The organism is Actinokineospora iranica (genome assembly GCF_900101685.1).
GTDB lineage: Bacteria > Actinomycetota > Actinomycetes > Mycobacteriales > Pseudonocardiaceae > Actinokineospora > Actinokineospora iranica.
In genome coordinates this window covers 200,401-218,923 of the sequence record NZ_FMZZ01000003.1, presented here as the reverse complement: position 1 = coordinate 218,923, position 18,523 = coordinate 200,401, and the positions used below count along the sequence as shown (strand labels likewise).

The 18,523-nt window shown below is 70.2% G+C and carries 17 protein-coding genes and 2 tRNA genes; 4 read left to right on the top strand and 15 right to left on the bottom strand.

Annotated features, from left to right (window positions below; genetic code table 11):
• Nucleotides 1-189: 189 nt before the first annotated feature.
• Nucleotides 190-792, bottom strand: coding sequence for a 3-isopropylmalate dehydratase small subunit (gene leuD, locus BLS56_RS08870; protein WP_091449486.1), 603 nt, complete (start codon nt 790-792; stop codon nt 190-192).
• A gap of 12 nt (nt 793-804) precedes the next feature.
• On the bottom strand, nt 805-2,235 hold the full coding sequence (gene leuC, locus BLS56_RS08865; RefSeq protein WP_091449485.1) for a 3-isopropylmalate dehydratase large subunit: 1,431 nt from the start codon (nt 2,233-2,235) through the stop codon (nt 805-807).
• A 64-nt stretch (nt 2,236-2,299) separates the two neighbouring features.
• Here leuC and BLS56_RS08860 point away from each other — a divergent pair, with 64 nt between their 5' ends.
• Nucleotides 2,300-3,001 carry an IclR family transcriptional regulator gene (locus BLS56_RS08860; RefSeq protein ID WP_194957322.1) on the top strand — a complete coding sequence of 234 codons (702 nt, stop codon included), beginning with the start codon at nt 2,300-2,302 and terminating at the stop codon, nt 2,999-3,001.
• Nucleotides 3,002-3,847: 846 nt separating this feature from the next.
• Here the strand turns inward: BLS56_RS08860 and BLS56_RS08855 are convergent.
• From BLS56_RS08855 to gltX, 4 genes are all read right to left on the bottom strand, one after another.
• A tRNA-Glu gene (locus tag BLS56_RS08855) sits at nt 3,848-3,920 on the bottom strand.
• Between the two features lie 72 nt (nt 3,921-3,992).
• Nucleotides 3,993-4,064, bottom strand: a tRNA-Gln gene (locus tag BLS56_RS08850).
• Nucleotides 4,065-4,164: 100 nt separating this feature from the next.
• Nucleotides 4,165-4,977: an HAD family hydrolase gene (locus BLS56_RS08845; RefSeq protein WP_091449483.1), complete on the bottom strand. Its 813-nt coding sequence runs from the start codon at nt 4,975-4,977 to the stop codon at nt 4,165-4,167.
• A 132-nt stretch (nt 4,978-5,109) separates the two neighbouring features.
• Nucleotides 5,110-6,594: a glutamate--tRNA ligase gene (gene gltX / locus BLS56_RS08840; protein WP_091449482.1), complete on the bottom strand. Its 1,485-nt coding sequence runs from the start codon at nt 6,592-6,594 to the stop codon at nt 5,110-5,112.
• 96 nt (nt 6,595-6,690) lie between these two features.
• On the opposite strand from gltX, the gene BLS56_RS08835 reads away from it, so the two are divergent.
• Complete coding sequence (locus tag BLS56_RS08835; protein ID WP_091449481.1) at nt 6,691-7,929, top strand: FAD-dependent oxidoreductase; 1,239 nt, start codon at nt 6,691-6,693, stop codon at nt 7,927-7,929.
• Nucleotides 7,930-8,252: 323 nt separating this feature from the next.
• Here BLS56_RS08835 and BLS56_RS08830 read toward each other — a convergent pair whose 3' ends face one another.
• The 6 genes from BLS56_RS08830 to BLS56_RS31335 all read right to left on the bottom strand — a co-directional run bounded on the left by BLS56_RS08830 (nt 8,253) and on the right by BLS56_RS31335 (nt 14,896).
• Nucleotides 8,253-9,023 (bottom strand): fumarylacetoacetate hydrolase family protein, encoded by a 771-nt coding sequence (locus tag BLS56_RS08830; protein ID WP_091449480.1) that lies wholly within the window; start codon nt 9,021-9,023, stop codon nt 8,253-8,255.
• A 90-nt stretch (nt 9,024-9,113) separates the two neighbouring features.
• Entirely contained in the window at nt 9,114-9,719 is a 606-nt protein-coding gene (locus tag BLS56_RS08825) for a lipoprotein (protein WP_091449479.1), read from the bottom strand.
• A 29-nt stretch (nt 9,720-9,748) separates the two neighbouring features.
• Complete coding sequence (gene cimA / locus BLS56_RS08820; RefSeq protein WP_091449478.1) at nt 9,749-11,422, bottom strand: citramalate synthase; 1,674 nt, start codon at nt 11,420-11,422, stop codon at nt 9,749-9,751.
• A gap of 254 nt (nt 11,423-11,676) precedes the next feature.
• On the bottom strand, nt 11,677-12,714 hold the full coding sequence (locus BLS56_RS08815) for a 3-isopropylmalate dehydrogenase (protein WP_091449477.1): 1,038 nt from the start codon (nt 12,712-12,714) through the stop codon (nt 11,677-11,679).
• Nucleotides 12,715-12,950: 236 nt separating this feature from the next.
• Nucleotides 12,951-14,543, bottom strand: a complete 1,593-nt coding sequence (gene serA, locus BLS56_RS08810) for a phosphoglycerate dehydrogenase (protein WP_091449476.1) — start codon at nt 14,541-14,543, stop codon at nt 12,951-12,953.
• 191 nt (nt 14,544-14,734) lie between these two features.
• Nucleotides 14,735-14,896, bottom strand: a complete 162-nt coding sequence (locus BLS56_RS31335; protein WP_175482741.1) for a hypothetical protein — start codon at nt 14,894-14,896, stop codon at nt 14,735-14,737.
• Between the two features lie 19 nt (nt 14,897-14,915).
• On the opposite strand from BLS56_RS31335, the gene BLS56_RS30510 reads away from it, so the two are divergent.
• Nucleotides 14,916-15,221, top strand: a complete 306-nt coding sequence (locus BLS56_RS30510; RefSeq protein ID WP_139190574.1) for a hypothetical protein — start codon at nt 14,916-14,918, stop codon at nt 15,219-15,221.
• A 553-nt stretch (nt 15,222-15,774) separates the two neighbouring features.
• Here the strand turns inward: BLS56_RS30510 and BLS56_RS08805 are convergent.
• Nucleotides 15,775-16,050 (bottom strand): DUF397 domain-containing protein, encoded by a 276-nt coding sequence (locus BLS56_RS08805; protein WP_091449475.1) that lies wholly within the window; start codon nt 16,048-16,050, stop codon nt 15,775-15,777.
• Between the two features lie 123 nt (nt 16,051-16,173).
• Between BLS56_RS08805 and BLS56_RS08800 the strand changes: the two genes are divergently transcribed.
• Entirely contained in the window at nt 16,174-16,890 is a 717-nt protein-coding gene (locus BLS56_RS08800; protein ID WP_139190573.1) for a hypothetical protein, read from the top strand.
• A 66-nt stretch (nt 16,891-16,956) separates the two neighbouring features.
• Here the strand turns inward: BLS56_RS08800 and ilvC are convergent, their stop codons facing one another.
• Nucleotides 16,957-17,970: a ketol-acid reductoisomerase gene (ilvC, locus tag BLS56_RS08795; RefSeq protein WP_091449473.1), complete on the bottom strand. Its 1,014-nt coding sequence runs from the start codon at nt 17,968-17,970 to the stop codon at nt 16,957-16,959.
• 44 nt (nt 17,971-18,014) lie between these two features.
• Nucleotides 18,015-18,521 carry an acetolactate synthase small subunit gene (gene ilvN, locus BLS56_RS08790; protein WP_091449472.1) on the bottom strand — a complete coding sequence of 169 codons (507 nt, stop codon included), beginning with the start codon at nt 18,519-18,521 and terminating at the stop codon, nt 18,015-18,017.
• Nucleotides 18,522-18,523 lie beyond the last annotated feature (2 nt).

Here is an 18,523-nt window from a genome sequence, read left to right as displayed (position 1 = left end):
AAGATAGGCCCAAATGCGCGCGATTTCCACGCGACGCGCCCGATTTTTCCTTGCGTCATGCGGTGTCGGCGTCCACTCGGAGGGCCGAAACGCTGGTTTTCGGGCGTCGCGCGGGGTGCTCGCGTTGGGTTGTGGCTGACGGAGAGCGGGCCGGATCCCCCTTCGGGAAAGGGGAATCCGGCCCGGGGGTCAGGCGGTCGGAAGCGGGGTCGTCACCGGCTTCCACGAGGGCCTGGCCTGCTCGAACTCGTCAATCGCGTCCGCGTGGCGCAGGGTCAGGGCGATGTCGTCGAGCCCTTCGAGCAGCCGCCAGCGGGTGTAGTCGTCCACGAAGAACGGCGCGGAGAAGTCCTTGGCGCGGACGGTCTTTTCGACAAGGTCGACAGTGACCTGCGTCCCAGGCTCGGCTTCGAGCAGCTTCCACAACAGTTCGATGTCGGACTGGGCGCACTCGGCGGCCACGAGGCCCTGCTTGCCCGCGTTGCCGCGGAAGATGTCGGCGAAGCGGGCGGAGACGACCACCCGGAACCCGTAGTCGGACAACGCCCAGACGGCGTGCTCGCGGGAGGACCCGGTGCCGAAGTCGGGGCCTGCGACCAGGACGCTGCCCGCCCGGTAGGGCTCCTGGTTCAGCACGAAGTGCTCGTCGTTTCGCCAAGCCGCGAACAACCCGTCCTCGAACCCGGTGCGGCTGACCCGCTTGAGGTAGACGGCGGGGATGATCTGGTCGGTGTCCACGTTGGACCGGCGCAGCGGCACCCCGACCCCGGTGTGCGTGGTGAACGGCTCCATGGTGTCGATACCTCAGTTCCGGTCGTCGGTGCTGGTGGCGGGGGCGAGGTCCTCTGGCGAGGAAAGCGTGCCGCGCACCGCGGTCGCCGCGGCGACCAGCGGCGAGACCAGGTGGGTGCGCCCGCCCTTGCCCTGCCTGCCCTCGAAGTTGCGGTTCGATGTGGACGCGCTGCGCTCCCCGGGGGCGAGCTGGTCGGGGTTCATGCCAAGGCACATCGAGCAGCCAGCCTGCCGCCACTCCGCGCCAGCGGCGAGGAACACCTTGTCCAGGCCCTCGGACTCGGCCTGCGCGCGCACCCGCATCGAGCCGGGCACCACGAGCATCCGCACCCCGTCCGCGACGTGCCTGCCGCGGATGACGTCCGCCGCCGCGCGCAGATCCTCGATGCGGCCGTTGGTGCAGGAACCGAGGAACACCGTGTCGACGCTGATCTCGCGCAGCGGCGTGCCCGGGGTGAGATCCATGTACGACAAGGCCTTCTCGGCGGCCACGCGCTCGTTCTCGTCGGCGATCAGCTCCGGGTCCGGGATCGCCGCCGACAGCGGCAGGCCCTGCCCCGGGTTGGTTCCCCAGGTGACGAACGGAGTCAGCTCGGCGGCGTCGAGCACGACCTCGGCGTCGAACGTCGCGCCGTCGTCGGTGCGCAACTCGCGCCAGTCGGCCACCGCGGCGTCCCAGTCCGCGCCCCGCGGCGCGTGCGGACGACCCTTGAGATAAGCGAAGGTCGTCTCGTCCGGGGCGATCATCCCGGCCCGCGCGCCCGCCTCGATCGACATGTTGCACACGGTCATCCGCGCTTCCATCGACAGCTTCTCGATGGCCGGGCCGCGGTACTCCAGGACGTACCCCTGGCCGCCGCCGGTGCCGATCTTCGCGATCACCGCGAGGATCACGTCTTTCGCGGTGACCCCCGGGCGCAGCTCGCCCTCGACGGTGATGGCCATGGTCTTGAAGGGGCGCAACGGCAGTGTCTGCGTGGCGAGCACATGCTCGACCTCGGAGGTGCCGATGCCGAACGCGAGCGCGCCGAACGCGCCGTGCGTCGAGGTGTGGCTGTCGCCGCACACCACGGTCATGCCGGGCTGGGTGAGCCCAAGCTGCGGCCCGACCACGTGCACGATGCCCTGCTCGACGTCGCCCATGGGGTGCAGCCGCACGCCGAACTCGGCGCAGTTGCGGCGCAGCGTCTCCACCTGGGTGCGCGAGACCGGGTCGGCGATGGGCAGGTCGATTCCCACCGTCGGCACGTTGTGGTCTTCGGTCGCTATGGTCAGATCCGGCCTGCGGACCGGCCGCCCAGCGAGCCGCAGGCCGTCGAAGGCCTGCGGGCTGGTCACCTCGTGCACGAGATGCAGGTCGATGTAGAGCAGATCAGGTTCCGCGCCGCTGCCGCGACGCACCACGTGCTGGTCCCACACCTTTTCGGCGAGCGTTTTGGCCATCGCCCATCACCATCAGCTTCCCACAGACTGGACTTCCCACATAACGGGAAAGTAGTATCGAGACGTGGGACAGCATAGCGGCATCGGAGTTCTGGACAAGGCAATGGCCGTACTGCAGGCGGTGGCCAAGGAGCCCTGCGGCCTGGCGGAGTTGTGCGCCAAGACCGGCCTGCCCCGGGCCACGGCCCATCGGCTGGCGGTCGGCCTGGAGGTGCACCGCCTCCTGCGCAGAGGGTCCGACGGCAGATGGCGCCCCGGCGCGGCTCTGGCCGAACTGGCGGGCGGCGCGACCGACCCCCTGCTCGACGCGGCGACCTCGGTCCTGCCCAGGTTGCGGGACCGAACCGGCGAGAGCGTGCAGCTCTACCGCCGCGACGGTCTGCACCGAATCTGCGTCTGCTCCGCGGAACCCCCCAGCGGCCTGCGGGACACCGTCCCGGTCGGCTCCCGCCTCCCCATGACCGCGGGCTCGGGAGCCAAGGTCCTGGCCGCCTGGGCCGACCCAGCCACCCAACGCAGCCTCCTCACCGACGCCGTCTTCGGCGAACGCGCCCTCCTGGAGGTAAGACGCCGAGGCTGGGCCCAAAGCGTCGCAGAACGCGAACCAGGCGTGGCCAGCGTCTCCGCCCCCGTCCGAGACGCCTCCGGCACCGTGGTGGCCGCCGTCTCCGTCAGCGGCCCCATAGACCGCATGGGCCGCCGCCCCGGCGCCCGCTGGGCCGCCGACCTCCTAGCCGCCGCCGACGCCCTCCAAAACCGCCTCTAACCTTCCACCGCCCTCACCGCCCTGGCTGTGAGGGCGGTGCGCTATCTGTGGCTGGTGGTCACCTTGGGGCGCTTGGTTTCGAGCGTCCGGGGACGTGGTCCGGCCGCGGTGAGGCTTGAGCGGAGGGCTCGATGGGGCTTCTGCGAGGCTGGGCTTCGTGGGGTCTGCTCGATGGGGTGGAGTGGTTTCTTCGGGGCCCCTACGAAGGAAGATCCCGTCGTGGGAAAGACGGGTGGGGAGCCTTCGGCCCCACGACCACGGCAAGTTTAGGGATCTTCCTTCCCCCCAAAGAAATCACTCCACCCCATCGAGCACTGGGCGAGCCTCGGTGCGGCCTGGCAGGAACGTGGGTTCGCTGTTCCGCTCCCACGAGCACCTGGCAGGGGCAGTGCGGCTTTGCGGGGGCGGGTGTGCTCCTTGGCCTATGAGCACCTAGCAGGGGTAGTGCCCGGTTCGTCGGGGGGCGGGTCTGCTCCTTCGCCCCGCCAAGCACCCGACAGGGCCGGGCTTGGTCGGCAGGAGGGAGGATTAGCTTGCCCGCCCATCTCGCACCTGCCAGCTTTGGCTGCACCAGCGAGAGACAGTTAGCCGTCAGAACGAAACATCAACGACACTCCCAAGCAACATCCCCCACCCCACACCCCACGCTCCAAACGGCACACGCCCCCAAGGAGACACAGACCCATCTCCGCCCCCACTTCCCCACTCCCCCCACTCCGATGCGCGAAGCGCGAGCCCCGCTGGTTCAAGAGAGAACGCACCGTGGGGGTCTGGGGGGTCGCCCCCCAGCGCGAATAGCGAAAGAGGCCCGAAAGCGCTTTCCGCTTTCAGACCTCTCCCACTCTGTAGCCCCGACGGGATTCGAACCCGCGCTACCGCCTTGAGAGGGCGGCGTCCTAGGCCGCTAGACGACGGGGCCAGGAACTTTGCCTACTTCATTCAGTTGTTTTCGCTGGAGAGATCTTAGCAGAACCGCTTTGGGCTCTCCAAGCTGGGGTACCAGGACTCGAACCTAGACTAACTGAACCAGAATCAGTCGTGCTGCCAATTACACCATACCCCATTGGCATTCAGGTGAGCGGGTCTGCTTCTGGTGCGGATCCGCTGTCCCTGTCGCCGGAGAAGATGTTAGACCACACCCCCGCTGATCGAGAAATCGGCCCCTACCGTCGGGGGCCGGGGACGCCGGAGGCGCTGGTCATGCCGGGGGTCCGGTACTCGCTGACGAGCAGCTCGGGGAGGTCGGCGAGGGTTTCGACGACGGGGACCTCTGGGGTGTCGTCGTGGTCGTGTTGGTCGGCTGCGCGGTCGAGCCAGATGCCGTGCAGGCCCGCGTCTCGGGCGCCGATGGCGTCGAGGTCTAGGCGGTCGCCTACGTGGGCGGTCTCGTGTGGGGTCACGCCTAGTTCGGCGCAGGCGGTATGGAAGATGGTGGGGTCGGGTTTGGCCGCGCCGAGTTCTCCCGCGCTGATCACGGCGTCGAAGAAGCGGGACAAGCCCAGGCCCGCGAGCCGGGTGCGCTGGTGCGGGCCGGAGGCGTTGGTGACCGCGGCGATCTTGAAGCCTGCGGCTCTGAGCCAGTCCAGGCACGGCACGGCGTCGGGGAACAGCCGCCACGCCTGGCTCATCTGGGCCAGTCTGCGGTCTTCGAGGACGGCGACCGTCTCGTCGTCGATGAGGGCGCCCAGGTCGGCCAGGAAGGCCTTCGTGCGGGCCCGGCGCATGGAGTCGTAGTCAAGCTCGCCGGAGACGACCATGGCGCTGTGCTCGTCGGTGATGCGCTGCCACGCTGGCCACATGTCGTCGCGGCCGATCAATATCGACAACGCCATTCGGGCGGACCCGGTGAAATCGATCAATGTGTCATCGATATCCAGGCAGATCGCGTGAATGGCGGGCGGCTCGTGCGACGGGTTCGGCACACCCTGGCGGGGCGTGGTCGTGGGCGACGGAAATGGCACGAGCGCGGAAGTCATCCAGCGAGGCTAGATGCCCGGGCGGGCTTCCCGATTCGTCTGCACAGGTGATGTTTCGGCTTCTGACACGGTCAAGCAAGAAAGCCCGCGATAGTCTGCTAAAGAACTCTATCGCGGGCCCGCCTTGCCGCGTTACGGGTTAGCGCGCCGCAATCGAGTGAGAGTGCAGTCACGTCCGAGTAGTTCCAGCGACTCGTACAGCGGCGGCGACACCGTGCGGCCGGTGGCGGCCACCCGGACGGGAGCGAACGCCTTGCGCGGCTTGAGCCCGAGGCCGTCGATGAGGGCCGTCTTGAGCGCTTCCTCAATGGCCGCTGTTGTCCACTCCGGCAGCGTCTCCAGCGCCTTGATGCTCGCGTCGAGCACGGGCTTGGCGTCGGGTCCGAGCACTTTGGCCGCCGCGTCCGCCTCGGGGGCGAACTCCTCCTCGGCCACGTAAAGGAAGCGCACCATCGGCGCCGCGTCGGACAACACGATCAGGCGTTCCTGCACCATCGGGGCGACCGCGTCCAATGTGGCCAACTGCGCCGCCGTCGGCGTCCGGGGCAGCACGCCCGCGGAAATCAGATAGGGCACCACCCGCTGGACGAAATCCGCGGTGGGCAGCGCGCGCAGGTGCTCGGCGTTGATGGCTTCGGCCTTCTTGAGGTCGAACCGGGCCGGATTGGAACTGACCTTGGCGATGTCGAACGCGGCGACCATCTCGGCCATGCTGAAGATGTCGCGATCGTCGGCAATGGACCAACCGAGCAGCGCGAGATAGTTCAGCATTCCCTCTGGGACGAATCCGCGGTCGCGATAGGCGAACAGGTTCGACTGCGGGTCGCGCTTGGACAGTTTCTTGTTGCCTTCCCCGCGCACGAGGGGCATGTGCCCGAAGTGCGGGGTGAACTCCGCGACGCCCACCCGCTGCAACGCCTCGTAAAGGGCGATCTGGCGGGGCGTCGAGGGCAGCAGGTCCTCGCCGCGCAGGACATGGGTGATCCGCATGAGAGCGTCGTCGACCGGGTTCACCAGGGTGTAGAGCGGCTGGCCGTTCGCGCGCACCAGCACCGGGTCGGGCACGCTGCCCGCGGGGAAGCTGATGTCGCCGCGGATGAGGTCGGTGAAGCCGATCGCCCGGTCGGGCATCCGCAGCCGCAGCACCGGCTCGCGGCCCTGCGCGCGCAGTTCGGCGCGCTGCTCGTCGGTGAGGTCCCGGTCGGCGTTGTCGTAGCCCAGCTTCGGGTCCTGCCCGGCGGCCTTGCGGCGGGCCTCGACCTCTTCGTTGGTCGAGAAGGACTCGTACAGCTCCCCGGCATCGGTCAGCTTGCGGACGACCTCGGCGTAGCGGTCGGCGCGCTCGCTCTGCCGGTAGGGGCCGTACTCGCCGCCGACCTCGGGGCCCTCGTCCCAGTCGATGCCGAGCCAGCGCAGCGCGTCGAGAAGGGCGTGGTAGCTCTCCTCGCTGTCGCGCGCGGCGTCGGTGTCCTCGATCCGGAAGACGAGTCGGCCGCCGGTGTGCCGGGCGAAAGCCCAGTTGAACAGGGCGGTGCGGATGAGCCCGACATGCGGGGTGCCCGTCGGGGACGGGCAGAAGCGGGCTCGGATCTGGGTGTCTGCGTGTGGCGTGCTCATGGCCGGATCAGCGTATCCCTGCCGATTGGACTTGACCGAGCCGGAGCCAGGGTGCATCCTCAACTTATTCAACTGGTGTTGAAAATAGGAGGGGTCATGGAACGCACAACGGTGTGTGTGGTCGGGGGCGGACCCGCGGGCATGGTGCTGGGCCTGCTGCTGGCACGGGCCGGGATCGAGGTCACCGTGCTGGAGAAGCACGACGACTTCCTGCGGGACTTCCGCGGCGACACCGTGCACCCGCCGACCCTCGACCTGCTCGACGACCTGGGCCTGGGAGAGCGGTTCCGCGCCCTGCCCCAGAGCCGCATCGAGCGAGTGCAGGTCCCGTTCCGCGGCGGGGCGGCGACAGTGGCCGACCTGACGACCCTGCCGGGGCCCAACAACTTCGTCGCGATGGTCCCGCAGTGGGACTTCCTGGACCTGCTGGCCGACGCCGGGGCCGCGGAACCGACATTCCGGCTGCGGATGCGGACCGAGGCGACCGGGCTGCTGCGGGAGAACGGGCGCGTTGTCGGGGTCACCTATCGGACCCGCGACGGGGAGACCGGGAGCATCGCGGCGGATCTGACCGTGGCGTGCGACGGGCGCGGGTCGATCCTGCGGGCGGCGGCGGAACTGCGGCCGAAGTCGTATCCGACACCGATGGACGTGTGGTGGTTTCGGCTGCCGCGCTTGGCGTCGGACCCGGCGGGGATCGTGGGGCTGATCAGCAAGGCGCGGGCGGCGGTGTTGATCGATCGCGGGGATTACTGGCAGGTGGCGACGTTGATCCGGAAGGGGTCGGATGCCGAGGCTCGGCGGACTCCGGTCGAGGGGATGGTGCGCGATCTGATCGGGGTCGCGCCGTGGCTGGCGGATCGCGCGGACGCGGTGAGCTCGTGGGACGACGTGAAGACCCTGGACGTGAAGCTGGACCGGCTGCGGCGGTGGCACCTGGACGGGTTCCTGTGCCTGGGGGACGCCGCGCACGCCATGTCGCCGATCGGCGGGGTGGGGATCAATCTGGCTGTGCAGGACGGTGTGGCCGCGGCACGGATGCTGGCTGGGCCGATTCAGCGACGGTCGGTGTCCACTTGGGATCTTGCGAAGGTTCGGTGGCGGCGTCTGCTGCCTACCGTGGCGATTCAGACGTTGCAGCGGGTTTTGCACGCTCGGGGGCTGCGGCCTGCGTTGGAAGGGAAGATCGAGGTCGCCGGGGCGGGTCGGCCGCCGTTGCCGTTGCGGGTGTTGACGGGGACGCCGTTGTTGCGGCGGATACCGGCGCAGCTGCTTGGCCGGAGTGTGTTCCCGGAGCCTACGCCGGAGTTCGCTCGGCGGTCTGCTGCGCGGTGATGGGCTTTGGGGGTTGGCTCGATGGGGTGGAGTGGTTTCTTCGGGGCCCCTACGAAGGAAGATCGCCCGTGTGAAAGAGCGTGGGAAGCCTGCGGCACCACACGCGCGGCCAGCTTGGCGATCTTCCTTCTCCCCCGAAGAAACCACTCCACCCCATCGAGCACCTGGCAGGGTCGGTGCGACCTGGCAGGGGTACGGCTTTGTTCAGGTGTGGCTTGGTTCAGGTGCGGGCTGGCAGGAGGGCGGGTTTACTGCTCCACTCCATCGCGCACCTGACCGGCAGGGTGGGTTCGGCCTGGCGGGAAGGTGGGTGTGGCTGGTGGTTAGCGCTTGACGACGGGGTTGGTGAGGATGCCTAGGCCGTCGATGGTCACCGAGACGGATTGGCCTTCTGTGATGGGGCCTACGCCTGCTGGGGTGCCGGTGAGGATGACGTCGCCGGGGAGGAGGGTCATCACTCGGGAGATCCATTCGACCAGGGCGCCGATGTCGTGCAGGAGCAGGGAGGTGCGGGAGTCTTGTTTCACCTCACCGTCCACTGTGGTCTTGATCGCCAGGTCGGCCGGGTCCGCTGTGGTGTTGATCCAGGGGCCCAGGGGGCAGAAGGTGTCGTGGCCCTTGGCCCTGGTCCACTGGCCGTCGGCCTGTTGTTGGTCTCGGGCGGTGACGTCGTTGGCGATGGTGTAGCCGAGGATGACGTCTTTGGCGCGGGAGGCGGGGACGTCGCGGCAAGGCATTCCGATGACGGCTGCCAGTTCACCCTCGAAGTCGACTCGGGTTGAGTCGGCGGGGAGTTTGATGGCGGCGCCGGGGCCGATGACCGTGGTCGACGGCTTCATGAAGATGACCGGGTTTTCCGGGGGCTCGCCGCCCATCTCGCGGGCGTGGTCGGCGTAGTTCTTGCCTACGCAGATGATTTTCGTGGGCAGGATGGGCGCGAGCAGCCGGGTGTCGGCCAACGGCCACCGGCGGCCGGTGAACGTGGGCTTGCCGAACGGGTGCTCGGCGATCTCGGCGGCGACCTGGTCGGTTCCGTCGCCCTCGACGGCGACGAACGCGACCCCTTCTGGATGGGCAATTCGAGCTAGTAGCACGGGGCATACCCTAGGACCTGCCTCGAAGTGCCGGTGCGTGTGTCGCACTTGCCGTGCCGCGGGCACTTCGGGACAGGTCCTCGGAGCCGGTCACCGTTCGATAGGCGTGAGGCTGTCCTTCGCGAGGAGGTAGCCGGGGAGCGCCTTCGCGTAGTCGGCCGGGTTTTCCGCGCCGACCTCGACCACGATGGTGCGCAGCGGGGTCGCCACGGCGAACGCGCGGCCGCGCTGGTCGCCGGGCTTCTCGTAGGTGACTTCCACGCCCGAGCCCTTGCCGATCTGGGTGTCGCGGAAGTGCGGCTCGGTGATCTCGCCCTCGCCTTGCAGGAAGCGTTCCAGCGCGCCGCGTGGGGAACTGCCCGCCTCGGTGCCGATCCAGACACGCAGGTAGGCGGGGTCGGCTACGAGGTCGCAGGCTGCCTCCAGGCCGTCACGCGGTTCCGCCGGGGGGTTGGGGCGTGGTGTCCAGCCGCCGGAGACGTCGAAGGCGAACGGCATCGGGCACGCCTGCGGTGTGCCGACCCTGGCGGCGGCGGAGGCGGGCCGGACAGCGCTGTCCCACACGTCGCCGGTGGCCGCGGAGCTGCTGGGCGGCGTGGTGGCGGGAGCATCGCCCGGCTGGGTTCCGCCGCCCGCGCACGCGCTCACCACCCCGGCTGTCAGCACGATCGCGGCGTAGTGACCGATCCGACCCACTCCACTGCCCTCCTCGCCTCACGGGCGGTCTACGGGCGCAGACCGCCGATGCCGACTTCCGACCGCACGCGCAGGGCTTTGTGGGCCAGCGCGTCGCAGAGGGCCAGCCAGCTCGCCTCCACGATGTTGCCGTGCACCCCGACCGTGGTCCATTCGAGCTCGCGGTCGGTGGACTGCACCAACACTCGGGTGACGGCTTCAGTGCCGTGCGGGGTTGCACGGGGGCCGTCACCCGATGTGAGGATTCGGACCTTGTAGTCGCTCAGTTCGACGTCGTCGAGCCACGGCAGGTGCGGCACCAGCGCCCGGCGCAGCGCGGCGTCGAGGGCGTGGACGGGGCCGATGCCCTCGGCGGTCGCGATGACCCGGTGCCCGGCCACGTCGACCTTCACCGTGGCCTCGGACACCACCTCGCCGTCGGCCCGGTGGTCGAGGATCACCCGGTAGGACTCCAGCGTGAACGGGGCGACCGCCTCGGCGGCCGACGGGTCGGTCTTGGCGATCTCCCGGCGCAGCAGCAGCTCAAGGGAGGCGTCGGCGGCCTCGAACGACCAGCCGCGCGCCTCCAGCTCCTTCACCCTGCGCAGTGCCCCGGCGACAGCGTCGGGCCGGTCCGCGAGGTCGACGCCCAGCTCGTGGCCCTTGAGCTCCAGGCTGGCCCGGCCCGCCATCTCGGTGACCAGCACCCGCATGTCGTTGCCGACGGCCGCCGGGTCGATGTGGTTGTAGAGCTCCGGGTCGACCTTGATCGCGCTCGCGTGCAGCCCCGCCTTGTGCGCGAATGCGGACCACCCGACGTAGGCCTGGTGCGGGTCGGGGGCGATGTTGGCGATCTCGGCCAGGGCGTGCGAGACGCGGCTCAGCTCGGCCAGCCCCGCCTCGGGCAGCACGGGCATCTTGAGCTTGGTCACCAGGTTCCCGATGACGGCGAACAGGTCGGCGTTGCCCGCGCGCTCGCCGTAGCCGTTGGCGGTGCACTGGACGTGGCTCGCGCCCGCCTGCACCGCCGCGACGCTGTTCGCCACCGCGCAGGACGTGTCGTCCTGGCAGTGGATGCCCACCCGGAACCCGGTGCGCGCGATGACCTCGCCGACGGTGTCGGCCAGGGCCAGGGGCAGCTGTCCCCCGTTGGTGTCGCAGAGCACGGCCACGTCCGCCCCGGCCTCCATGGCGGCGCCGAGCACCCGCAGCGAGCAGTCCGGGTCGAAGGCGTACCCGTCGAAGAAGTGCTCCGCGTCGAGGAACACCCGCCGCCCCTCGCCGACGAGGAAGGAAACGGTGTCGCGGACCATCTCCACCGCCTCGGCCACATCGGTGCGCAGCGCGAGTTCGATGTGCCTGCGGTCGGACTTGGCCACCAGGGTCACCACCGGAGCCCGCGCGTCGAGCAGCGCCCGGACCTGCGGGTCGGCCGCCGCGGTCGTCCCGGCCCGGCGCGTCGAGCCGAACGCGACCAGCGCGGCGTGCTTGAGGTCGAGTTCCCCCGCCGCGGCGCGGGCGAAGAACTCGGTGTCCTTGGGCAGCGCGCCCGGCCAGCCGCCCTCGATGTAGCCGACCCCCAGCCCGTCGAGCAGCCGCGCCACGGCGAGCTTGTCGGCCACCGAGTACGAGATGCCCTCCCGCTGGGCCCCGTCGCGCAACGTCGTGTCGTAGACGTGGAAGGAGTCGCCAAGCGGGGTGCCTGCTGGGGTCGTGCGGGTCACGGGATGCTCCTCGGGAACGTTCTGGGAAAACAAAAAGACCCCCCGCTGGGATGCGAGAGGTCTGCGCGCCGGGCTGTGGCTTGGGCTACCCGACGCGCTCGTCGATAATGCTCACGGCGAACACGCCCCGATCCTCACACAGGGGCGTTCCACATTCCAAGTCGGTTTCCCACATCCTGAGCAGCCTGAGCCCGTGTGTCCCATCGCACCAGGATCGGCGCGATGGGGCACACGGGCTCGGGCGCCAGAGGGGATCAGGCGCTCTTGGCGTTCGAGGACACCAGGGCCGCCAGCCGGTCGCCGATGGCGAACGTGCCGCCGGGCGAGGCGTGGTCCCGAGTGGCCAGATCGAAGGCGACCGACGCCTCGATGCGCCGCGCCGCCTCGACCTCGCCGAGGTGGTCGAGCAGCAGGGCCACCGAGAGCACCGCGGCGGTGGGGTCCGCGATGCCCTGGCCAGCGATGTCCGGCGCGCTGCCGTGCACCGGCTCGAACATGCTCGGATTGCGCCGGGTGATGTCGAGGTTTCCGCTGGCCGCGAGGCCGATGCCGCCGGTGACCGCCGCCGCGAGGTCGGTGAGGATGTCGCCGAACAGGTTGTCGGTGACGATGACGTCGAAGCGGGTCGGGTCGGTGACCATGTGGATGGTCGTGGCGTCGACGTGCTGGTAGGCGACCGTGACGTCCGGGTGCTGCAGCGACACCTCTTCCACCACACGCGACCACAGCGAGCCCGCGTGCGTGAGGACGTTCGTCTTGTGGACGAGCGTGAGGTGCTTGCGGGGCCGGGCCGCGGCGCGGGTGAACGCGTCGCGCACGACCCGCTCGACGCCGAAGGACGTGTTGACGCTGACCTCGGTGGCGATCTCGTGCGGAGTGTCCTTACGCAACAACCCGCCGTTGCCCGCGTAGAGCCCCTCGGTGCCCTCCCGGACCACGATCATGTCGATCTCGCCCGGATCGGCGATCGGGCTCTTCACACCCGGGTAGAGCCGTGCCGGACGCAGGTTGACGTGGTGGTCGAGTTCGAAGCGCAGCCGCAGCAGCAGCCCGCGCTCCAGGATGCCGCTGGGCACCGACGGGTCGCCGACGGCGCCGAGCAGGATCGCGTCGTGCTCCCGCAACTCCCCGAGCACGGACTCCGGCAGCAGCTCCCCCGTCGCGTGCCACCTCGCCGCGCCGAGGTCGTAGCGGGTGATCTCCGCGGTCGGTATGACCTCACCGAGCACCTTCAGGGCCTCAGCGATCACTTCCGGCCCGATCCCGTCTCCTGGGATCACCGCGAGCCGCATGCACACACCTCCCGGGGTATCGGCCCGAACTATCAGGGCCTCGTAGACGAACGAAGGCTACCGGCAAGTCGTCCGGTGTCCGCACCTCGCCACCCCTCTGGGTGGTGTCGACGTGTTTTCCGGTCGTTTGGAAAACACGAACGGTGCCCGGAACGGTTGCTGGCCAACCGATCCGGGCACCGCGGAAGCCGGGGACGCGTCCCAGCAGATGGACTTTCCGATCAGCCCGATCGACCTCAGTCGAGGTTCACGGCGCGGACGAGGCTCGCGCCGATCGAGGCGCCGATGGACTCCAGGACCGAGCCGTCGACGGCGCGGTCCACGCGCAGCAGCATGACCGCGTCCCCGTCGCCGGTCTGGCTGATCTGGGCCGCGTCTATGTTGACCCCGGCCTCGCCGAGCAGGGTGCCGACGGTGCCCATCACGCCGGGGCGCTCCGAGTACTCCAGCAGCAGCACGTGGCCCTCCGCGCGCAGGTCGAACGAGCGGCCGTGCACCTCGACCAGCTTCTCGACCTGGGCCAGGCCGGACAGGGTGCCGCTGACGGTGATCACCGAGCCGTCCGCGTAGACCCCGCGCAGGGTGACCAGGCTGCGGTAGATGACGCTCTCGCTCTCCTTGGCCACCTCGACGGTGACGCCCAGCGTCTCGGCCAGCCGCGGCGCGTTCACGAACGTCACCTGGTCCTCGACGATGCCGGAGAACACCCCGCGCAGGGCGGCCAGCGGCAGGATCGCGACATCCTCCGCGGACAGCTCGCCGCGCACCAGCACGGTGATCGAGGTCGGCGCCTTGTTGCCCAGCGCGGAGAGCACGACGCCCAGCTTCTGGGTCAGCGGCAGGTACGGGCGCACCTCTTCGCCGACCACGCCGCCGCCGACGTTCACCGCGTCGGGCACGAACTCGCCGCGCAGCGCCAGCCGCACCGAGTGGGCCACGTCGGTGCCCGCGCGGTCCTGCGCCTCGGCGGTTGAGGCGCCCAGGTGCGGGGTGACCACGATGCCCGGCACGCCGAACAGCGGGCTGCTGGTGGTGGGCTCGGTCACGAACACGTCGACGCCCGCGCCGCGCACCTGGCCGCCGCGGACCGCGTCGGCCAGCGCCTCCTCATCGATCAGGCCGCCGCGGGCGGCGTTGACGATGATGACGCCCTTCTTGGTCTTGGCGAGCGCCTCGGCGTTGAGCAGGCCCTTGGTCTCGGGGGTCTTGGGCAGGTGCACGGAGATCACGTCCGCGCGGCCGAGCAGCTCGTCCAGCTCGACCAGCTCGATGCCAAGCTGCGCGGCCCGCGCGGGCGAGGCGTAGGGGTCGTAGGCGATGAGCGTGGTGCCGAACCCGGCGAGGCGCTGCGCGAAGAGCTGGCCGATCTTGCCGAGGCCGACGACGCCCACGGTCTTGCCCTGCAACTCGACTCCGGAGAACGCGCTGCGCTTCCACTGCCCGTCCTGCAGGGTGGCGTGCGCGTCGGGCACCTGGCGGGCCACCGCGAGCAGCAGCGCGACGGCGTGCTCCGCGGCCGAGACGATGTTCGACGTGGGCGCGTTCACCACGAGCACGCCGCGCTCGGTGGCCGCGGGCACCTCGACGTTGTCGAGGCCGACCCCGGCGCGGGCCACGACCTTGAGCGTGTCGGATGCCTTGAGCACCTCGGCGTCGACCTGGGTGGCCGACCGCACCAGCAGCGCGTCGGCCTCGGCGACGGCGGCCAGCAGCGCGGGCCGGTCGGTGCCGTCGACGTGGCGGACGTCGAACTCGTCGCCGAACACGTCCAGCACGGACGGCGCGAGCTTCTCGGCGATGAGGACGACGGGGCGGCTCGTAGTTGTCACGCTGGACTCCTGTGCTGGTAGCGCTAAGAGGAAGCGGTTACCTCTCTGTAACCGCGACGAGTCTATGACGGTCACTGAACCGTTCAACCGATGGGTGAGACAGGTGACAAGTCAGCCCCCGGGTCAGCACTGCCCCGGTGCCAAGCGGCACAACGGGTAGCGCGGACATGGCGGCCGAGTGATGACCTTCGTCACTCCCCGATGACCGGTGGCGCGGTGAACTCGCCGGTGCCGAACATCTCATCATCGTCGCCTTCGACGAGGTAAGCCGGGCGGCGCTTCTCGGGTTCCCTGGGCAGGCCGGGGTCGGGCTCGGTTTTGGCGGGGTGGACGGGGACCGGCGTGCTGCCCACGGGGTAGCCACCGGACCCGGTGGGCCCGAACCCCGACCCGAAGCCCGCCGGGAAAACCGGCGGCGGTGGGACCTGGCGGGGCGGCTGCGGCCGGTGGTCGTTTCGTGGGGGCGGCGGCCCGGCGGCCCGCGAAGGCGCGGGCAGGGACCGCTGCCCGGCTCCCGGCGGCGACTCGGTCCTCGGCGGCCCGCCATGCGGCTCAGGCCGCCGCGGCGGCCCGGACAGCGGAGCCCGCGCGGGCTCCGCTGTCCGGGGCGAAGGCGGCTGGGCGGGCGACGGCAGCGGCGGCTGGGCGGGCGGCAAGGGCTGGGCGCGTGGCGTCTGAACCGGTGGCGCCTGGGACCGGGGCGCTTGCGGAAGCGGCGGCTGCGGGCGCGACGCCGGTGATCCCGGCGGTTGAACACCGGACGCCGCGGGCCCCGGCGTCCGGGCCCCAGGTGAGCCTGGTCCGTGCGGCTCCGGTGGGAGCGCGCCGGACCGGGGCGCGTCTGCCGTCGGGCGGCGCTGGGACGCGTCGGGCTTCAGGCGCGGCTGGGGCGCTTGGGCCGCGGGGAACTGGCCCGCCGAGGGCGCGGCCAGCGCGGGCGCGACCGGCGCGGGCGGGCGGACGGAGCCCGGCGGCGGAATGTCGAGAGAACCGGTGTGGCGGCTGGGAACCGGCGCGGGCGGACCGGGCGCGGGCGGGTGGGAGCGGCCCGCGGCAGGGGAATCCGGTCGCGGCTCGTCGTCGGGCGAGAGGGCGAGGGAACCGCTGCTGGCCGCGAAGGGGTGCTCACCCACGTCTTCTGGCGGGGTCCACACCGCGGGGGCGCCGCGTCGCGGCGCCGCCTGCTCTGTCCACACCGGATCGCCCGGGGTGTCGCCCTGGGGTGAGCCGGTCACCACGGCTCGTCGAACTCGCCCGCCTTGGCGCCCTCGACGAAGGCGTCCCACTCCGACTCGGTGAAGACCAGGACCGTGTCGTCCGGGCCGGTGTACTTGGAGTTCCGCATGGCGATGTAGGTCTTGCCGTCGGTGTGCGGGACGAAGGCGATCTCGACGTACTCGCCATCGGGGTCGGCGTCGGGCTCCGCCGCGCGCTGCCACTCGGCCTTGCTCAGGTCGAGCCTGCCGCGCACCTCGGCCTTGTCGTCGTAAATGGGGGCGCTCTCCATGGCCTCTCCTCGTTCGCTGAGGTCTCGACTGTCGGTGACCAGGTATACCGCAGGCCACCCGCGCCGCGGCACGCACCGTGTCGTTGCCGCGCCGGTCTGGTCGCGCTGAGTAGCGTGAGCGGTGTGACCTCGTATTTCCTGCGTTACCTGCACGGCGAGAGAGAAGCCGTGTGGACCGAGTTGCGCGCGCTCGGCCCGGTGCCCGACGCCCTCGCCGAGGACGTCGCCGCCGTCGCCGACGAGACCATGGTGCGGGTGTCACAGCACGTGGCGAGGATCGCCGCGGCGCTGCCGGAGCTGGACTGGGTGTCTTCCGACCGTCTGGTGAGCCCACACCAGCCCCCCACCGAGGGCGACCACGCCCTGATAGACGAACTGGTCGACAAGATCGGCGGCCTGCCCTACGCCCTGGAGGCGTGTCTGCGCAGGGTCGGCGAGGTGTGGTTCGCGGGCGACTGCGACGCGCTTTACCTGACCTATCACCAAGAGCCCGCGCCCACCACGACCGCGCCCGGCGCCGAGTACCCGGACCCCCTGTGCCTGGGCAACGCCTACTCCCTGCACCTGGAATGGGAGGAACGCGACGATCCCACCGAGTTCGCGTTCGCCTTGGCTCCCGACGAGTACGTCAAGACCAACGTCGAAGGCGGCACCCACGACATCGACCTGCCCGCGCAGGTGGCCGACCCGGTCTTGCGCGGCGTGGCGGGCAGACCAGGCATCACCCTGGTCGACTACCTGCGCGAATCCGTGCGGTGGGGCGGTTTCCCCGGCTACTCGTTCGCCCCGGATCTCGCCCCCGAGGTCCTGATCACCCTGCGCACCGACCCGGACTTCTGACCGCCCGGACAGCCCAAGAGGCCGTCGCTCCCGGGGAGCGACGGCCTCTCACGGCGCGAGCGAGACTCAGGCGGTCTCGGTGATCGGCCGGTCGACCCAGGACATCAGGTCGCGCAGCTTCTTGCCGGTCTCCTCGATCGGGTGCTGGGCGCCCTGCTCCTGGAGGCGGCGGTAGTTCTCGCGGCCGCTCTCGTCCTCGGCCACCCACTCGCGGGCGAAGGTGCCGTCCTGGATCTCGCCCAGGATCTTCTTCATCTCCTCCTTGACCGCGGGCGTGATGACGCGCGGGCCGCGGGTGAGGTCGCCGTACTCGGCGGTGTCGGACACCGAGTAGCGCTGGCGGGCGATGCCGCCCTCGTACATCAGGTCCACGATGAGCTTGAGCTCGTGCAGCACCTCGAAGTAGGCGATCTCCGGGGCGTAGCCCGCCTCGGTGAGCACCTCGAAGCCGGTCTGCACCAGGGCGGACGCGCCGCCGCAGAGCACGGCCTGCTCGCCGAACAGGTCGGTCTCGGTCTCCTCGGTGAAGGTGGTCTTGATGACCCCGGCGCGGGCGCCGCCGATGGCCGCGGCGTAGGACAGGGCCAGCGCCTGCGCGCCGCCGGTGGCGTCCTGGTGCACGGCGATGAGCGCCGGGACGCCCTTGCCGTCGACGAACTGGCGGCGCACGAGGTGGCCGGGGCCCTTGGGGGCGACCATGGCCACGTCGATGTTCGCCGGGGGCTTGATCAGGTCGTAGCGGATGTTGAAGCCGTGGCCGAAGAACAGCGCGTCGCCGTCGGAGAGGTTGGGCTCGATGTCCTCGGCGTAGATGAAGCGCTGCTTCGTGTCCGGCGCCAGCACCATGATCAGGTCGGCCTCCCGCGAGGCCTCGGCCGGGGTGAGCACCCGCAGGCCCTGCTCCTCGGCCTTCGCGCGGGACTTCGAGCCCTCGGGGAGCCCGATGCGGACGTCCACACCCGAGTCACGCAGGCTCAGCGCGTGCGCGTGGCCCTGGCTGCCATAACCGATGACAGCGACCTTGCGACCCTGGATGATGCTCAGGTCGGCGTCGGCGTCGTAGAAGATCTCGACGGACATGCTGTTTCGTACTTCCTTCCTGGGACCTGCGAAAAACGTGGGGGTTACCGGCCCGCGGTCGCGGTGATGGACCGCGGACCCCGGCCGATGGCGACCATGCCCGACTGCACCATCTCGCGCACCCCGTAGGGCTCCAACATGCGCAGCAGCGCCTCGATCTTGTCCGCGGTGCCGGTGGCCTCGATGGTCAGCGCCTCCGGGGAGACGTCGACAACCTTGGCACGGAACAGTTGCACGGTCTCCAGGACCTGGCTGCGCACGGTGGCGTCCGCGCGGACCTTGACCAGCAGCAGTTCCCGCCGCACCGCGATCGCGGGCTCCAGCTCCACGATCTTGATGACGTTGACCAGCTTGTTGAGCTGCTTGGTGACCTGCTCCAGCGGCAGTTCCTCGACCGCCACCACGATCGTCATCCTGGACACGTCCGGGTGCTCGGTCGGGCCGACCGCGAGCGACTCGATGTTGAAGCCCCGCCGGGAGAACAGCCCGGCGACGCGGGCCAGGACGCCCGGCTTGTTCTCGACCAGCACGCTCAGCGTGTGCTTGCTCATCT

Coding starts and splice junctions, on each gene's coding strand:
- leuD (WP_091449486.1), bottom strand. CDS start 792: ATGGAGCCGTTCACCACGCACACCGGGGTCGGGGTGCCGCTGCGCCGG.
- leuC (WP_091449485.1), bottom strand. CDS start 2,235: ATGGCCAAAACGCTCGCCGAAAAGGTGTGGGACCAGCACGTGGTGCGT.
- BLS56_RS08845 (WP_091449483.1), bottom strand. CDS start 4,977: ATGACTTCCGCGCTCGTGCCATTTCCGTCGCCCACGACCACGCCCCGC.
- gltX (WP_091449482.1), bottom strand. CDS start 6,594: ATGAGCACGCCACACGCAGACACCCAGATCCGAGCCCGCTTCTGCCCG.
- BLS56_RS08835 (WP_091449481.1), top strand. CDS start 6,691: ATGGAACGCACAACGGTGTGTGTGGTCGGGGGCGGACCCGCGGGCATG.
- BLS56_RS08815 (WP_091449477.1), bottom strand. CDS start 12,714: ATGCGGCTCGCGGTGATCCCAGGAGACGGGATCGGGCCGGAAGTGATC.
- BLS56_RS08805 (WP_091449475.1), bottom strand. CDS start 16,050: ATGGAGAGCGCCCCCATTTACGACGACAAGGCCGAGGTGCGCGGCAGG.
- ilvC (WP_091449473.1), bottom strand. CDS start 17,970: ATGTCCGTCGAGATCTTCTACGACGCCGACGCCGACCTGAGCATCATC.
- ilvN (WP_091449472.1), bottom strand. CDS start 18,521: ATGAGCAAGCACACGCTGAGCGTGCTGGTCGAGAACAAGCCGGGCGTC.